This window comes from Agrobacterium vitis (assembly GCF_014926405.1).
GTDB lineage: Bacteria > Pseudomonadota > Alphaproteobacteria > Rhizobiales > Rhizobiaceae > Allorhizobium > Allorhizobium vitis_H.
On sequence record NZ_JACXXJ020000003.1, the window covers coordinates 128,604 to 145,202 of the forward strand.

16 protein-coding genes are annotated in these 16,599 nt (G+C 56.1%); 7 read left to right on the forward strand and 9 right to left on the reverse strand.

Annotated features, from left to right (window positions below):
* Positions 1-416: 416 nt before the first annotated feature.
* The 4 genes from IEI95_RS02205 to IEI95_RS02220 are packed head-to-tail and all read left to right on the forward strand — an operon-like array spanning position 417 to position 4,324.
* Positions 417-1,169, forward strand: coding sequence for a GntR family transcriptional regulator (locus IEI95_RS02205; protein ID WP_071207084.1), 753 nt, complete (start codon positions 417-419; stop codon positions 1,167-1,169).
* 28 nt (positions 1,170-1,197) lie between these two features.
* The gene (locus IEI95_RS02210; protein ID WP_156533602.1) at positions 1,198-2,220 is read left to right on the forward strand and encodes an SIS domain-containing protein; all 1,023 of its coding nucleotides are present in this window, start codon (positions 1,198-1,200) and stop codon (positions 2,218-2,220) included.
* Positions 2,217-3,419 carry an N-acetylglucosamine-6-phosphate deacetylase gene (gene nagA, locus IEI95_RS02215; RefSeq protein WP_194415728.1) on the forward strand — a complete coding sequence of 401 codons (1,203 nt, stop codon included), beginning with the start codon at positions 2,217-2,219 and terminating at the stop codon, positions 3,417-3,419. Before IEI95_RS02210 ends, nagA begins: the two co-directional genes overlap by 4 nt.
* Complete coding sequence (locus IEI95_RS02220) at positions 3,416-4,324, forward strand: ROK family protein (RefSeq protein ID WP_194415730.1); 909 nt, start codon at positions 3,416-3,418, stop codon at positions 4,322-4,324. The genes nagA and IEI95_RS02220 overlap by 4 nt, the downstream gene beginning before the upstream one ends.
* Positions 4,325-4,353: 29 nt before the next feature.
* Here IEI95_RS02220 and IEI95_RS02225 read toward each other — a convergent pair whose 3' ends face one another.
* Both IEI95_RS02225 and IEI95_RS02230 read right to left on the reverse strand, forming a co-directional pair.
* Positions 4,354-4,545, reverse strand: coding sequence for a hypothetical protein (locus tag IEI95_RS02225; RefSeq protein WP_156533599.1), 192 nt, complete (start codon positions 4,543-4,545; stop codon positions 4,354-4,356).
* A gap of 26 nt (positions 4,546-4,571) precedes the next feature.
* Complete coding sequence (locus IEI95_RS02230) at positions 4,572-4,868, reverse strand: hypothetical protein (protein ID WP_194415732.1); 297 nt, start codon at positions 4,866-4,868, stop codon at positions 4,572-4,574.
* Between the two features lie 332 nt (positions 4,869-5,200).
* On the opposite strand from IEI95_RS02230, the gene IEI95_RS02235 reads away from it, so the two are divergent.
* Complete coding sequence (locus IEI95_RS02235) at positions 5,201-5,923, forward strand: TetR/AcrR family transcriptional regulator (RefSeq protein ID WP_156533597.1); 723 nt, start codon at positions 5,201-5,203, stop codon at positions 5,921-5,923.
* A 26-nt stretch (positions 5,924-5,949) separates the two neighbouring features.
* On the opposite strand, the gene IEI95_RS02240 is transcribed toward IEI95_RS02235, so the two are convergent.
* Both IEI95_RS02240 and IEI95_RS02245 read right to left on the reverse strand, forming a co-directional pair.
* Positions 5,950-7,326 (reverse strand): sigma-54-dependent transcriptional regulator, encoded by a 1,377-nt coding sequence (locus IEI95_RS02240; RefSeq protein ID WP_156533596.1) that lies wholly within the window; start codon positions 7,324-7,326, stop codon positions 5,950-5,952.
* Positions 7,323-9,125, reverse strand: a complete 1,803-nt coding sequence (locus tag IEI95_RS02245) for a sensor histidine kinase (RefSeq protein WP_156533649.1) — start codon at positions 9,123-9,125, stop codon at positions 7,323-7,325. The genes IEI95_RS02240 and IEI95_RS02245 overlap by 4 nt, the downstream gene beginning before the upstream one ends.
* Before the next feature lie 300 nt (positions 9,126-9,425).
* On the opposite strand from IEI95_RS02245, the gene IEI95_RS02250 reads away from it, so the two are divergent.
* A complete protein-coding gene (locus IEI95_RS02250; RefSeq protein ID WP_012654444.1) occupies positions 9,426-10,760 on the forward strand; it encodes a dicarboxylate/amino acid:cation symporter in 1,335 nt (444 codons plus the stop codon).
* 128 nt (positions 10,761-10,888) lie between these two features.
* Here IEI95_RS02250 and eglC read toward each other — a convergent pair whose 3' ends face one another.
* Both eglC and IEI95_RS02260 read right to left on the reverse strand, forming a co-directional pair.
* The gene (gene eglC / locus IEI95_RS02255; protein ID WP_156533595.1) at positions 10,889-12,316 is read right to left on the reverse strand and encodes an endo-1,3-1,4-beta-glycanase EglC; all 1,428 of its coding nucleotides are present in this window, start codon (positions 12,314-12,316) and stop codon (positions 10,889-10,891) included.
* A 177-nt stretch (positions 12,317-12,493) separates the two neighbouring features.
* On the reverse strand, positions 12,494-13,207 hold the full coding sequence (locus IEI95_RS02260) for an NnrU family protein (protein WP_156533594.1): 714 nt from the start codon (positions 13,205-13,207) through the stop codon (positions 12,494-12,496).
* Positions 13,208-13,480: 273 nt separating this feature from the next.
* On the opposite strand from IEI95_RS02260, the gene IEI95_RS02265 reads away from it, so the two are divergent.
* Positions 13,481-13,930 (forward strand): pseudoazurin, encoded by a 450-nt coding sequence (locus tag IEI95_RS02265; protein ID WP_156533593.1) that lies wholly within the window; start codon positions 13,481-13,483, stop codon positions 13,928-13,930.
* Between the two features lie 113 nt (positions 13,931-14,043).
* Here the strand turns inward: IEI95_RS02265 and IEI95_RS02270 are convergent, their stop codons facing one another.
* From IEI95_RS02270 to IEI95_RS02280, 3 genes are all read right to left on the reverse strand, one after another.
* Positions 14,044-14,760: a Bax inhibitor-1/YccA family protein gene (locus tag IEI95_RS02270; protein ID WP_012654440.1), complete on the reverse strand. Its 717-nt coding sequence runs from the start codon at positions 14,758-14,760 to the stop codon at positions 14,044-14,046.
* 95 nt (positions 14,761-14,855) lie between these two features.
* Complete coding sequence (locus IEI95_RS02275) at positions 14,856-15,680, reverse strand: anti-sigma factor family protein (RefSeq protein ID WP_156533592.1); 825 nt, start codon at positions 15,678-15,680, stop codon at positions 14,856-14,858.
* Complete coding sequence (locus IEI95_RS02280) at positions 15,664-16,263, reverse strand: sigma-70 family RNA polymerase sigma factor (protein WP_156533591.1); 600 nt, start codon at positions 16,261-16,263, stop codon at positions 15,664-15,666. Before IEI95_RS02280 ends, IEI95_RS02275 begins: the two co-directional genes overlap by 17 nt.
* Positions 16,264-16,599 lie beyond the last annotated feature (336 nt).

Consider the following 16,599-nt stretch of genomic DNA (forward strand, 5'->3'; position numbering starts at 1 on the left):
CGTTCACGTAATTTATTTTCTTGAGACTGCGAATTTTTGGCGGTTTCGTCAATAGAGAAAGCAATTCTCCGCAAGGTCGTGAAATTTATTTTCACAATCAACGAGACCACCACAAATCATTCACAACTGCATCATCGATTCTGCGCGCACCCTGGAACATTGCGTTCGATGAGCTATGCACGATTGTTCCGTTTATTTATTCTTGTTAATGAATAATACCAAAAAAATGCCAATCGTCCAGACTGAATGATAATTTCCCATATTTTTGAGGGAAATATCTGTTTTTTCAGCACAATTTACATTGTTTCCCTGAACTTTGAGAAGACCAATGAAACATTATTGCCAAATTGGTATTGCCTTGGTACTGTAATCAAAAAATAACCATCAGCATTCGGCTAGGATACGGGGAACGTGACATGCAGACGGATGTGCTTGCTTTTGCGAGCCTGCAATCCAGCCGGGGCGGCCCGCTTTATATCAAGTTAAAGACGCTGATCGAAGATGCCGTCGAAGCTGGACAGCTTAAGCATGGCGACGCCCTTCCTGCGGAGCGCGACATTGCCGAGTCCGCAGGTATCAGCCGCGTCACCGTGCGCAAGGCAATAGACGACCTCGTTGCTGAAGGCCTGTTGGTTCGGCGCCGGGGTGCTGGAACCTTTGTCGTCAAGCCCGTCAAGCGCATGCAGCAACCGCTGACACGGCTGACATCCTTTACCGAGGATATGGCACGGCGTGGCATGGTCAGCGGTTCACGTTGGCTGGAGCGCGGCTTGTTTTTGCCAACCCCGGAAGAAACCATGGCGCTTGGGCTTTCCGGCACCGCGCGAGTGGCACGGCTGGTGCGGCTGCGCACCGCTAGCGACATGCCGATTGCGTTGGAACGTACCAATCTTCCAGATGATCTGCTGCCGGATCCCTCTCGCGTCGAGAACTCTCTCTATGCCGCACTTGGCAGTGTCGGGATTAGACCCGTGCGCGCCAATCAGCGCATTTCGGCGGTCATATTGACGGATGAAGATGCCAAACTGATCGGCATGCCGCCGGGCTCTGCCGCGCTTTCAGTGCAGCGGATCGCCTATCTGGATACAGGCCGGGTGATGGAAGTGTCGCGAGCGCTATATCGCAGCGACGCCTATGACCTCGTTGCGGAATTGACCATCGGCTCCTGATCGGACGCCGCAGGATAAGGAAAATACGATGACGACCACCATGCGCCAGGAAATAAACGAGATTCCGCAAGCGGTCAGTAGACTGCTACGCGATAGCCGGGAGAGTTTGGAGGAAGCGGGTGCGGCGCTGCGCAAGCGCGATCCGGCGGTGCTGGTCACCATTGCGCGTGGTTCTTCCGACCATGCCGCCCATTTCCTGAAATATGCTGTCGAACTGGAGCTCGGGATCGTCGTTGCCTCGCTCGGCCCGTCCCTGGCCTCGATTTATCAAGCGCCGCTGAAACTGGACCGGGCGGCAGCACTTGCCATCTCGCAATCCGGGGCCAGCCCGGACCTGGTGGCGCTCGCCAAGTCCGCCGTGGCCGGTGGAGCAACGACAATTTCGCTGCTAAATACCATTTCTTCACCGCTGGCCACGGCCTCCGATATCGCCATCGATATTCAGGCCGGACCGGAAATTGCCGTCGCGGCAACGAAATCCTTCGTCAATTCCATTGTTGCTGGCCTGTCCTTGATCAGCGCCTGGAGCGACAACGCTCGCCTGGCAGCCGCGGTTGAAGCCCTGCCCACCCATCTTGAAAAAGCGCTGGCTCTGGATTGGAGTGGCCTGGTGGAGGTGCTGAAAGATGCCGATTCGCTCTACATGCTCGGGCGCGGCCCGACGCTGGCCATTGCCTGCGAAGCGGCGCTGAAATGCAAGGAAACATCTGAGCTGCATGCGGAGGCCTATTCTTCGGCTGAAGTGTTGCATGGTCCGGTCTCCCTGGTGTCTGCGAATTTCCCGATCATCGCCTTTGCCGCCCGCGACAAGGCGGAGGCTTCTATCGCCGCGACGGCCAATGGACTTGCCGCCAAGAATGCCTCTGTTTTCCTGACATCGTCTTTGGCAAAGGAGGCCAACCATTTGCCCTTCATCGAAACCGGCCATCCGCTGACCGATGCGCTGGCATTGATTGTACCCTATTATGGCATGGTGGAATCACTATCGCGCGCCCGTGGCCTTGATCCGGACAAGCCAGCCGCTCTGAAGAAAGTAACGGAAACCCGATGAACTCGTCTCTTGCGGCTCCCTCCTCATTCGCTGTGACAGGCGGCCGGATCTTTGACGGCATGCGTTTCCATGACGATCAGGCCCTGATTGTCGATCAGGGGCGAATCGCTGATATCGTCTCCGACAATGCCGTGCCTGCTACCCTTGCCAGGGTTGATGCAGGTTCGGCTCTGGTCGTGCCTGGCTTTATCGATCTGCAAGTCAATGGCGGCGGCGGTGTGTTGCTGAATAACCAGCCGGATCTTGATGGTATCCGGGCGATTTGCGCCGCCCATGCAAGGTTCGGCACGACGGCGCTGCTGCCGACATTGATTACTGACCGTCCTGCCCTGCGCGATCAGGTTCTGAGCCTTGGGAGCCAAGCCCTGGCCGAGCGGATCCCAGGCTATCTGGGGCTTCACCTGGAAGGTCCGCACCTTTCGCTGGCGCGCAAGGGTACTCATGACCCCGACCTGATCAGATCCATGAATGATGACGATCTGGCAAAGCTTATTGCCTCCGCTGGCACATTTGGCACTGCATTGATCACCATTGCGCCAGAAAGCGTTACCCCGCAGCAGGTGAAAACCCTGCGAGCAGCGGGTTATCACATCAGCCTGGGCCACACGGATGCGAGTTGCGCGCAGATTGGCGCCTATGTCGAGGCGGGCGCGACGCTCGTCACCCATTTGTTCAACGCCATGAGCCAGATGGGCAATCGCGAACCGGGCCTTGTCGGAGCAGCCCTTTCTTCAGAAACGCTGTCCTGCGGGATTATCGCTGACGGTTTCCATGTCGATCCGGTCTCGATGGGCATTGCCCTTCGCGCCAAACGCGGGTCTGGCCGGATTTTCCTGGTCACCGACGCCATGTCGAGCATCGGCACCAATGAAACCGGCTTCATGCTGAATGGTCGCCCGGTCTTCCGCCAGGGCGGACGGTTGACTTTAGCAGATGGAACCCTGGCCGGAGCCGATATCGATATGCTGTCCTGCATTCGCTTTGTCCACGAAAAGCTTGCGACAACGCTTGAGGAGGCGTTGAACATGGCGTCGCTTTATCCAGCTGAGGCGATTGGATGCGAGACGAAAGGTCAGCTTGCGCCAGGCAAGGACGCCGACTTCCTGTTCCTCACCCCGCAACTCGATCTGGTTTCCACCTGGATTGCTGGAACATGTGTTCATAGTGCAGCAACACATTCCGAGGCCCGGCGCGCATGATCGTCTGTTTCGATATTGGCGGAACCGCCATCAAGGGCGCGATTGCCTATTCGCCTGAGGATATTCGTCCCTTTCCACGCCAGCCTACGCCGGGACAGGATTTCGATGCATTTGTCGGCGTCATCAGGTCCATCATTGCCGAGGCGGGAGAGACACCAAGCTGCGTGGCAATTTCCATCTGTGGCATTATAGATGTGGATACCAGCCGCGCTGTCGTCGCCAATATACCCTGCATCCATGGCCGTTTGCTGCAACACGATCTGGAAGAGGCCTTGGGCCTGCCTGTGCTGATTGCCAATGATGCCGATTGTTTCGCAATTGCCGAGGCTGGGCTGGGCGCGGGACGCGGCCACCGCGTGGTGTTCGGCGTCATTCTCGGCACCGGCGTCGGCGGCGGCCTGGTGGTCGATGGCAGGCTGATCAATAGCGATGGCGGCTTTGCCGGAGAATGGGGCCATGGACCAATTGCCGCAACCGAGGTCGGCGAACCGCCTGTCGCCATCCCTCGGCTTCCGTGCGGCTGCGGTCAGAAAGGTTGTATCGACACAATCTGTAGCGCGCGCGGCATGGAAAAGCTCCATACGCACCTGACCGGCGAAAACCGAACGAGTGAGGATATCGTCAAGGATTGGGAAACCGGCGAACCAAAGGCAAGCCAAACCATCGCGGCATTTGTCGAATTACTTTCCAGTCCGTTGGCTCTGGTCGTCAATACGACGGGGGCGAGCATACTGCCGGTCGGCGGCGGCCTATCCAACGCGACAAAGCTCGTTGACGCCATCGATTTAGCCGTCAGAACCAAGATCTTGCGACGGTTCAACCATCCTATTGTGGTTCCAGCGCAATGCCGACTGGAGCCGGGCCTGATCGGTGCAGCCTTGCTCGGGCTTGCAAGGCCAAATTAAAGGCCGGCCGTCCAGTTCCGCTTATCTTTTCAAATCCCGACGATCATAGCCCCGACAAACAGGAAGGCGGCCGCGCAAACAATAAAGGGAATCGCACGGCCGACCTTTTCACGCAGGCCAATCGAATGGTCCGTGACAGACTGGGTGGCAGAGTGAGTGGCTCCGGCATTGGCCAATATAGGCGAGACGGCATCAAGCATCAGACGTTCAACAATACTCATCACAGCCTCCTTCACAAACGTGCTTTTCACAAAATCGGGAAGAAACCACCGAGGAGAATTGCGTGGCAATTCTTGCGATCCTCCCGAATCTTTTGCTCCTGCTCGGCATCTCGATTCTTGCCGGGCTGATCGCCAGATTGGTTGCCGTTCCAGAACCTCGAAAACAACGATGATTTCTCGACCTTCGGGCTCATTACTGACTTTGCCACAACAGACTTCTGTGTATTGCCCTCACCGCAAGATTTGCTGTTTTCAACCAGATCGTGGGGAACCCGTGTCAACCCAAACAGGTCGTAAGAAAACATATTTACAGCTATCGGCATCGTCACCCCTTTTGAAAATCGCAGGATATATGTCCCGTTTATTTTCACTCCAACGCTGTGCAATGGTGACAGTGGCAAGCGTTTCCGTCAATATAGTCTATAAAATTACTATTCTACTTTTGCAGACAAATGGAGAAATTTTGTTTTCAAAACATCGAAAAGCCTAAAAGACGCTGTCCACATCTGCGCATCCGCAGCTCAGCCGATCACTCACTCCGTATTCACAGCCTCCAATCACAATTTACAGATTCTGCATGCACGTAATTAACCGACGCAATGTATTTCATGTAAATCTAATTTTGAATTTCAAAATACCATAAAGTGAGATTCCCATGACAGGCCAGCGGCTGGAACAGATTTTCGAGGAAGGCCCTGATCCTGAAGCGGAAAGCCCAGCACCCGCGCAATGCCGTCAGGGGCGTATGATCCGCCATCCCGATGCGACCCGAGCAATCATTCTGGATGCAGCCATTCAAGAGTTTGCCGCAAAGGGTTTTGCAGGCGCCCGAGTCGACGCCATCGCATTGCGTTCGAAAACCAACAAACGAATGCTCTACCATTTCTTTGGAGACAAGGAGGGCCTTTACGTCGCGGTTCTCGAGGTGATTTTCACCAATGTCACCGCTGCCGGAAAAAGCCTCCACCTGTCGCGCCGTCAACCGCTTGATGGCATACGCGAACTGGCTTTACACACCTGGACCTATTTTCTGACTCACCCGGAATTCGTCAGTCTTCTTGCCACCGAAAACATTCTGAGGGCTGAATATTCGAGCCGATCAAAGACCATTCCCTCGACCCATGGTCCATTGCTCGCGGAAATCGAAAAGCTTCTGCAGCGAGGAATTGAGCAAGGTGTGTTTCGTGCCGATATAAATCCGGTGACGGTCTACATGACAATTGCCGGCTTAAGCTTCTTCTACATCAACAATCGCTACACGCTGGCGCTCAATCTTAACCCGGACGTCTGGCAACCGACCGCTATCGACGCCTGGGGCGAACATATTGTGACGGTCACACTGGCTTTCCTTGCACCGGCAACCATACCCGGCACCTGACTGTTCCTCATCACATTGTTGATTGCTCAGCCTTCTTCCCCACCCGCAAATGCCTTGCGGACAATGCCATGACGCTGAAGTTTGTCGTAAAAGGTCTTGCGAGGAATTTTCAGAGCCTCGATGGTCTTGCGTACATCACCCTCATAGTGGCTAAGGGTCTCACGCATGATATCCGCCTCATAGCGATCCAGCCGCTCCGGCAAGGATAAATCAGGCTGGTCGACTAAAACGACACTACTGCCGCCCGAATCCATATCTTCCAGCCCCAGAACGAAGCGTTCGGCAAAATGCGTCAATTCACGCACATTTCCCGGCCAGTCATGATCTCGCAAATAACGCTCGACACCGGCTGACACCGGTGGTGGCTCGCGCCGGAACCGGCTAGCGGCCCGCTCGATGAAATGGGCAAACAACAGCGGTACGTCATCACGGCGTTCGCGCAACGGCGGGATGGTCAATGTCACTACATTCAGGCGGTAATAAAGGTCCTCGCGGAATTCACCGCGCTGGGCAGGATCACTGAGATCGACTTTGGCCGCAGCAACCACGCGCAGGTCCACCGGGCGCACGTCGTTGATGCCGAGCGGCGAGACTTCCCGCATTTCCAGCACTCGCAGCATCTGCACCTGGGTCGCCGCGGGCATGCTCTCGATTTCATCGAGAAACAATGTGCCGCCGCTAGCATGTTCGATCCGGCCGATCCGCTTTTTCTGCGCACCGGTAAAGGCGCCGGCTTCGTGGCCGAACAACTCGCTTTCGATCATGCTTTCCGGAAGGGTTCCGCAGTTCAAGGCGACAAAATTGCCCTTGGCGCGGCGGCTCCAGTTATGCAGCAGGCTTGCCACCACTTCCTTGCCACTGCCGGTTTCCCCAGTCACCAGCACATCGACGTCGGTATCGGCGATTTGGCGCAAAGTGCGCCGCAGCCGCTCCATGGCCGGAGTCTGCCCAATCAGTGGCAATCCATCCTGGGCCGCATCGGCCACCTGGCGCAGCTTGCGATTTTCCAGCACGAGCCGTCGCATTTCCGCGGCGCGGTGAACACTCTGTTGGAGCCTGTCGGTGGCAAAGGGCTTCGTGATGAAATCATAAGCGCCGTCCTTGATCGCCTGTACCGCCATGGCGATATCGCCATGGCCGGTGACCAGAATGACCGGCAATTCCGGGTCCATTGCCTTGACCCTGCTGAACAATTCCAAGCCGTCGATATCAGGCATTCGAATATCCGAAACGATGACACCGCGAAAATCACTGGAAATCCGACGCAGCGCATCCAGCGGCGCTGAAAACGCCTGCACGGAGAAGCCCGCCAGCTCAAGGGTCTGCCCCGTGGCCGCCAGTAGATCTCGATCATTATCAATCAGGATCACATTATTGGTCGCCGTCGCTTGCGATGACGTCATGATATATCCGCTTTCAAAAGATGGATGGTAAAGCATGTACCGGATGGCGTGCTTTCGACACCAATCCGGCCGCCATAGTCACTGATAATGTCACGGGAAATCACCAGGCCAAGACCAAGACCTTTTTCCTTTGAGGTGGTGAAGGGGGTAAAAAGCAGACGCCTGATATCCTCTGGGATGCCCGGACCGTTGTCCTCGATGGTCACCACGACATGTTGCTCCGTCTCTTGAACCGAGACCTCCACCCGGCCATCGCTGCGCTGCTCCAATGCTTCGAGCGCATTCTGCAGAAGATTGATCAGGACCTGCTCCAGGCGGACCCTGTTGCCTTTCACCGTCAGATCTGGCGCCACATCGGGAAGGGAAAGCGCCTCCAGCCGCCCGGCAAAACGGCTGCGCAGCAGCATGACCGCGCCCTCGATCGCCGCTCCAAGCGGCACTGGTTCCGGCGCGGTCCGCCCCTTGCGGGCAAAAGCCTTCAATTCATCGGTGATCGTACCGATCCGTTCCGTCAGCGAGGCAATGGCGCCAAGATTGCTGTTTGCCTGCTCCGGCTGGGCACGCTCCAGAAACACCCTGGCATTTTCAGCATAGGCCCTGATCGTTGCGACAGGCTGGTTGATTTCATGGGCAACGCCCGCCGCCACCTGCCCCAGGATAGCCAGCCGGTTGGCCTGGACCAATTCCTGCTGGACACCTTGCAGCCGCTGTTCGGTGGTCTTGTGGCCGGCGATCTCCAATTCCAGCCGGTCTCGAGCCTGTGAAAGGTCGTGGGTTCGTTCATCCACCCGCCGCTCCAGCTCCAGCTGGTCGGCCTCCACCCGCGCCAGACGGATAACCGTTGCCTGCCGCCGCCAAAGAACCAGCGAGACCACCAGAAAAAATGGCGCCAGCAGGGCCAAGGTCAACAGTCGCCATTCCCGCATCGACGCCGCGATTGCCGGTTCGGTCGGGACAAGATAGTTGAGATGCCAGCTGGTGGTCGGCACCGCGACCGATAGATCAAGATAGTCGGCAGGTATGGCGCCGGGAAAAACCGTACGCACCAAAAGCTCGTCCGGTATCCCGCTGCCTGGCACCTGCTGGGCGCGATTGATGGGCAGAGCCTGCAAAGGCGCATCGCCGAATTGCAAACTGTTGCGTATTTGGACCAACTCCTCCGGCTGCAATGCAGCCAATGTCATGAAGCGCCAGGACGGCAGGCTGGAAATCAGCACGACACCATGCCCATCGGTGACAAACGCCGCCCGCCCCTCTTCGCGCCAATCGCTTTCGAGCTGTGAAAACTCTGCTTTCACGACCACGACACCCAAGGGGGCACTAGCCGGGCCGACACGCCTGGAAATATAAAGGCCTGGACGCTTGCTGATGCTGCCGAGCGCGAAATGTTCGGCTGTGCCGGCCAGCATGGATTGGCGAAAATAGTCCCGAAAAGAATAGTCGATGCCAACAAAGCTCACCGGCTCTCGCCAATTGCTGGAGGCAATGGCATGTCCTGTCGCGTCCGTGACGTAAAGAACTGAAGCACTTGTTCCTGCAACCAAACGCTCTAGCTTGTCGTTCAATCGTTCCGTCGCGGCGACCGTGCGAAGGCTCAAGGCATCCACAACCTGCTGATCCTCCGACAACAGCAACGGCAAGGAGCGAGGGCGTTCCAAGACCGCCCGCAAGAAGGCCACCTTGAGATTGGCGCTGGTGCGTGCTTGCTCGGACAAATCCTCCAATGCGGCAGTGCGGGCATAAAGCCCAACCAAATAAAGCGCAAGCAGGGTGACAACACAGGCTAGGAACGCCAGCAAAAGCCATGGCCTTCGTGGGCGTCTCACATTGGCAGGGACGGATCTGGGCTTGTCATGCGCGATAATCATCGTCAACTTTGTGCATTTTTCCGCACAACACACAAGGCGTCGAGCGGAAATTCGCGCGAAAATCCGCCACGGATCATGGCTGAAACGCGGCTTTTCAAAGGCTTGGCACGAATCTACACTCTGGCACGGCGATTGCATTGACGAAACCGAACATCGGTGTCGATGTTGACACGTTGCATAAGCTCCCGGGAGGCCGATGACATCGGTTGGGAGCACCTACCGGAGGATCCGATGCATATTTCTACCACCACCGCCCCGCAGGGCGGCAAGCTCCCATTTTACCGTCATCTGTATTTCCAGGTTATCGTTGCGATTATCGGCGGTATCCTGCTCGGTCATTTTTACCCACAAACTGGCGAAGCTCTCAAACCGCTCGGTGATGCTTTCATCAAGCTCGTCAAAATGGTCATCGCGCCGGTTATCTTCCTGACCGTGGCCACCGGCATCGCCGGCATGTCCGACCTGAAGAAAGTCGGTCGCGTTGCCGGCAAGGCAATGATCTACTTCTTGTGCTTCTCCACGCTGGCGCTCGTTGTCGGCATGCTGGTGTCGAATATCCTGCAGCCCGGCGCAGGCATGCATATCAATCCCGCGACGCTGGATGGCAAAGCTGTTGCCAGCTACGCTCAGCAGGCCCATGATTCGACGATCACCGGCTTCCTGATGAACATCATCCCCGACACGATTGTCGGCGCCTTTGCCAAGGGCGACATTCTCCAGGTCCTGTTCTTCTCGGTGCTGTTCGGCTTGGCTCTCGCCATGGTCGGCGACCTTGGAAAGCCGGTCACCAACTTCTTGCAGGCGTTGACCGCGCCGGTCTTCAAGCTGGTCGCCATCCTGATGAAGGCCGCACCAATCGGCGCTTTCGGCGCCATGGCCTTCACCATCGGTAAATATGGCATTGGCTCGATCGCCAACCTGGCTTTCCTGATCGGGACATTCTACCTGACGTCGCTGCTATTTGTTCTCGTCGTGCTTGGCGGCGTTGCCCGCTATAACGGTTTCTCCATCCTGGCCCTGATCCGCTACATTAAAGAGGAACTGCTGCTGGTACTGGGGACCTCGTCGTCAGAGGCCGCCCTTCCCGGCCTGATGGCCAAGATGGAACGCGCAGGCTGCAAGCGCTCGGTTGTCGGCCTGGTCATTCCAACCGGCTATTCCTTCAACCTTGATGGTACCAACATCTACATGACCCTGGCGGCCCTGTTCATCGCCCAGGCGACGGATATCCAGCTTTCGCTTGGCGACCAGATTCTTCTGCTGCTGGTGGCCATGCTCAGCTCCAAGGGTGCCGCAGGCATCACTGGCGCCGGCTTTATCACCTTGGCTGCAACGCTGTCCGTTGTTCCTTCGGTCCCCGTCGCTGGCATGGCGCTGATCCTCGGTATCGACCGTTTCATGTCAGAATGCCGGGCACTGACCAATTTCATTGGCAATGCCGTCGCAACCGTGGTCGTCGCCCGCTGGGAAAACGAACTCGATCAGACACAGTTCCGTGCCGCCATGGCGGGGGAATTGCCGGAAGAAATCGATGTCGTGGCCGAACCGGTTCCAACCGCCGCATGATAAACGTCTAGAGCATCGAACCGAAAGTTAACAACCGGTTTTCGGATAAATCCGATGCTCTAACGTGCAAACAAAAAAAGCCCCGGCTAATCCAGCCGGGGCTTTTTGTTTGAGGAATGCAAACCTGATTAAAGAAGATGATCGGTGGTCGTTGTGGTGGCCGCCGCATACTCATCAAGGGAATAGGCCTTGATATAGTCGACCTTCAACTCTGAGCCATCGCTGAAATCAGAGCTGCTTGGCGTCCCAGCCATCCCGCCAACCGCGAGATTGACCACCAAATACATAGGCTCGTGCATATCCGACGGCGTATCCGTCTGATGGACCGCAACGTCATCGATATACCAGGTCAGCGTCGTTTCCGTCCACAAGACGCCATAGGTATGATAGCCTTCGGTATCGGTGTAAACAGTCGTGGCATCGGATGTGTGCTCGCCAGTCTCATTACTGTGAGCGGTCACAATTACCTCACCCTGATTCTGGCCACGCATTTCAACCACATCCAGTTCCGGTGGCCAGCTCCCGTCCGCCGGCAGCAGCCAGAATGCCGGCCATGCGCCCTGATCATCAGGCATATCCGCGCGGATTTCAAAATAACCATAGGTCTGGCTAAACGTGGACTCAGTGCTGAGCATGCCCGAGGTATACTCATAGCCATTGATCTGGCTCTGGATATCTTCCGAAGCAACGGATGCGGTGATGGTCAACACCCCGTCAGAGATGGAGAAAGGATTGACCGACGACGTCCCCTCATAGGACGGATTGATATACCATTGCAACTCACTGTTATCGACCAAAGTGCCGCCATTGGACGCAAACCAGCTATAGCCCGTATCCCACGTTCCGCTCGTGCCGTCATGCAGGGACAAGCTGTTGAAATCATCTGAAAATGTTTGCGTGAGATTGGTACGATCCAGTGTCAGCTGAAACTGGTCGGAGGTAAAATCAGAAATTACGGTATCGCTGAACAGGATGCTTTCGCCATTGCCGAGATCGAGTGAAACATCACTTCCGGTCTGGGTCATATGACTTTGCACCTCGGTAAAGTCCGAGAAATCATAATTCTGCAGGCGCACGGTATCATCGCTGGAGAAATCAGTGATCCTGTCGCTGCCATTGCCACTGCTGAATACAAAGGTATCAGCCCCGCCGCCGCCGATCAGGACATCGTTGCCACCATAGCCGTCAATGGTCTGGATACCTGTGCCGCCGGTGATGATGTTGTTCAGGCTGTTGCCGAAAGCATAGCGGTTGTCGCCTGTCACGACCAGGTTTTCAATGCCATCACCAAGCGTGTAACTCATCCAGGTATTGACTGTGTCAACACCCGCCCCACCTGATTCACTGGCCCTATTAATACTGGAATAGAGATAATAGACATCGTCGCCCGCGCCACCATTCATGGTGACATTGACCGAGCTATCCCCATACATTGCGTCGTTTCCGCTTGATCCATTCAGCGTCAGGCCACTTCCCGTTGCTGAATACCAATGGGTCGGATCGCCACTATAATAAAGCGCCTCGCCCAAGCTGTTGAGAAGATATTTGCTGGCCATGCGAACCTCTTTCAGTTGCAGTCAACACCTTACCCCTTTTGGAATGATAGGACTTTATTCGCCGAGAACCAAACGATCTTTCCCGTAATGGTAATATTTTTTCAATTTCGCAGGCCCCGAACGACCCACCATGGTTGTTTTCAAAACAGGTGTATCAAAATAGGGCAATCATCTTGTTTAAACCCCGTAAAGCGCGAGCAGCAAGGGATCGACACCGAACAAGACTTCATGGAAGGCAAACAGCAAAGCGAAGGTGCCGGCTGCGGTCAGGACGAGCGCGATCGCCATGTCGCGGTCCAGACGCAATCTGGCACGGCCAGACAGAATGGCGGCGAAGGGCAAAACTGACGTTGCGGCACCCAATTCAGGGCCGGCTACGTCAATAGTTCTCCGGTTTCGGCGGTCCAGTATCGCCATTCCCACCAGCGAGAAAAGCGAAAATCCACCGAATAGAATAACGCCACGCATTTCACCATTTGGAAAAATATGACCGAAAGCCCAGAGAAAAAACCCCCACAAAACCGGATGACGCGTTATCGAGACGATGGCTCCAGGTTCCCGCCCTGCCCTGAAGGTCACCGAATATGGGTTGGGACTGATCAATCCACATACCACAAGATAAAGACCGATCGGCACGAGCACCAGCGTGAGCCATGCCTGCCAGGCCCTGTCCATCCACAGTGCCACATCATCGGCTTCCATGAAGGCGTAGAAAATCCACAGCAAGCCTACCAACGAAAGGATGGAATAAAGAACCATATAGGTCGTCCGGCCCAGACGGGACACAAGCCGACCTTTGTTGCTGGGTAGTGCCGGGACGGAATGCGTCAACACAAAGAAAATCAACGCAAAGACTAGGTTAGCCATGGAACCATCCCGTAACACACACATCCATGAGAGACAGCAAACCACACACTCCTACGGCCGAGGCGCTGCACCATCACCGCAGGGAAACTGCGAGGTCCAGTCTGGACCTTGCACCCCCAGGCTTCTTGATAGCACGTCTCTTTTCAAGGAAACCGCATTCCACCTTTCCCGGATAAACTCAAGCCAAGCCCCCACCTTTTGAGGGTCACAAATGCGCGATTTGCGCAAGATCAAAGTGATGCCGCATCCGGTGATTTAAAAGCGTGAGCGAAGAGACACAAAAGAGAGTGAAACACCATGCATATCGCCTTGAAGCGCCTCGCCGCCCTGACCATCATCGGCGCGATCTCAACGGCATCGGCTTTCGCCGCCGATTACGAAATCCATATGCTGAACAAGGGCGCCGATGGCACAGCCATGGTATTCGAGCCCGCCGCGCTGAAAATCGCTCCTGGCGACACCGTAACCTTCATCCCAACCGACAAGTCCCACAGTGCCGAAGCCATTACCGGCCTGGTGCCTGAGGGTGCGGAGGTCTTCAAAGGCAAGATCAATGAAACTGTGAAGGTGACATTCACGCAACCCGGTGCGTACGGCATCAAATGCGTACCGCATGTTGGCATGGGCATGGTGGCTATTGTGGTGGTCGGCGACGTTCCGCCCGCCAACGCTGCCGCCTTTGCGGCCTCGACCCTGCCCAAAAAAGCCAAGGACAAATTGCTGGCTGAACTGGATACCCTGCACTGAATCCCAACCGCATAGGCCGAAGGGCCACTATCAACATAAAGCCGCCGATCCCTCAGGACCGGCGGCTTTATTGTCTCTATTGCATTTCAGCCAAGACTATGCGCGTTCAAAGACTATTCACGTTCACCGGTGAAATTCAGCAGAAGCTGGAAGATGTTGACGAAGTTCAGGTAAAGCGACAGGGCGCCGAATACCGCCAGTTTCTGGCGCGATTCCTGATCGATATTTTCGGCATATTGCTCCTTGATATTCTGGGTGTCCCAAGCCGTCAGGCCGACGAAAACCAGGATACCGATCACCGAGATTGCAAATTGCAGCGCGCTGGAGCCTAAGAAAATGTTGACGATGGAGGCGATGACCACGCCGATCAGGCCCATCATCAGGAAGGAGCCGAATTTCGACAGGTCACGCTTCGTGGTATAGCCGTAGAGGCTCATGGAGCCGAACATGGTGGCGGCGATGAAGAATGTCCGGGCTATGCTGGTGCCGGTAAAAACCAGGAAGACCGACGCCATCGACAGGCCCATGACCGCACAAAACGCCCAGAACGCCATCTGCGCCGCACTGGCCGACATGGTCTGGATGCGGAAGGAGAAGAAAAACACGAAGGCGAGCGGCGCCAGCATCACCACCCATTTCAGCGGCGATTGGAAAATCGGCACGTAAAGCGCTGGCGTCGAACCGACGATAAACGCCACAAGGCCGGTGATAACCAGGCCAAGGCCCATATAGTTGTAGACGCGTAGCATATGCTGACGCAGGCCCTGGTCGAACAAGGCCCCCGCCTGCGCCTGCGCGCCGAAGGGATAATGTTTATTCACGGGTTCCATGATCGAGATCTCCTCTTGATGTTCAGGCTGACAATCGATGTCACGCCGTAAGTCATTGCAGGCCCGCCGCTTTTTAACGCGGCGCCAACCCGGTTTCAGTAAAGCGTCCTGGCAAGCTGGCCCGCCACATCTGTCAATTCGTCGCCCGAGCGGTCCTTCGACACCAGCGCGTAAGCGACCTCGCCGATCTGCCAATAAGCAGCCTTTGCACCATCCGTCTGAGCGAGCGTGACATTCTGGACAGCGAAGGAGCCGGTGCGGGCGGCAAACAATGTCACCTCCGAGCCCCGCTTCGGCTTGACGGCGATTTCAACACTCGGCCCGTAAGCCGAAGGGAAAATTTGGCTATCCGCAATCGTCCAATTGCTGGGCAGATCCGGCATGACGATGCCAGTGGCAGAGCGAATTTCCTTTCGGTCAAACATCGGCGCCCCGGATTGGCCCTGACCGACTTGATCTTGGGCGATCTGCTGAGGATGAAGACTTTCGCGCAGCAAGGTCGTTTCATGGGCTTGCAGTGCTTCCCGCACAAAGGCTGGCGTCGGAACGGAGGCTATGACCTGCGTCGCCGCGAATGGATTGATGACGGAATGCGCGACCCAACCTACGCCGATGAAAATTGCTACGGCAGCTGCGCGGCGTAGCACTGTCATACGGCCTGCACGCATCAAAGCCTGCTCCAGCCGGCGAGCCGCATCCCGGGTCGCAGGCCGCGCCGCGCCCAAATCAAGCGCCACTCGGTCATGAGCCAGCCCCAAGCGCAACTCGTCCCGCACACGCAGGTCGGCCATCATCCGCGCCGCCGCATCGGGATGCCTGGAAAGATAAGCCTCGACCTCAATCCGCCGCTGAACGTTCAGTTGATCGTCGATATAGGCCTGTAGATCGAAATCCAATATCGGATCAGGATGGTGTGTCATCAGAACCTCCAACAATTCGAAGGCCAGTCTGCTTCTGACTGCCCTGCCCTCGATGGGCCGGTTTCTCAACAGGCGCGGGCAGAGCCCGGCGCCCAGCATCGGTCATTTCAAGATCGCGCAGCCGCGCCCGAGCCCGCGACAGCCGTGACATCAGCGTGCCCATGGGAATATCCAGTACCTCCGCAGCCTCCTGATAAGAAAGCTCTTCGATCGCCACCAGATGCAGGACTTGCCGCTGCTCTTCCGGCAAGTCCAGAAATGCGCGGCGCACCTGGGCAAGCCGCACCACATGCTCCTGCTCTGCACCGACAACCGGATCGACAAGATCGGCTGCCTGCGCATCACGTCTTGCCGCAGATCGCCTGCGTCGCAAGCTATCCACGTGGGTATTATGCAGGATCGAAAACAACCAGTGACGAATATTGCCGCCACGCCGGAAACTGCTCTGGTGCTCATAGGCCCTGACCAGCGCGTCGTTGACGAGATCCTCGGCATCATCAGCATTGCGCACAAGCGACAGGGCATAACGCCTCAGCGCTGCCAATTGTCCAATCACGTCAAAGGGGCCGGATCTGTTGTTCATACCCCTATATACGCAGGAGGACCCTTTCTTATTCCCGGGTGCGAATAATTTTTTCTGTTTTTGCGATTCCCGGTGAAACCGTTAGCCCATTCGCGATGGCCAGCCAATTTTTCAAGGGTGCGACAATTTGATTATTGCCATTTCGGTCCGCTCACCACGACAAAAACTAGTATTTTTCATCTCGCAACTGCGAAGAGAACTTGGCTAGAACCTACTGATTCGCAAGGGTTTTTGAAACGCAAACTCTCAACATAATGATCCAACACAACAACCATAGGAGGATATATTTCCTATATTAGCGACACCCCCTGCGACAAAACGCGCATTTAATCTCAC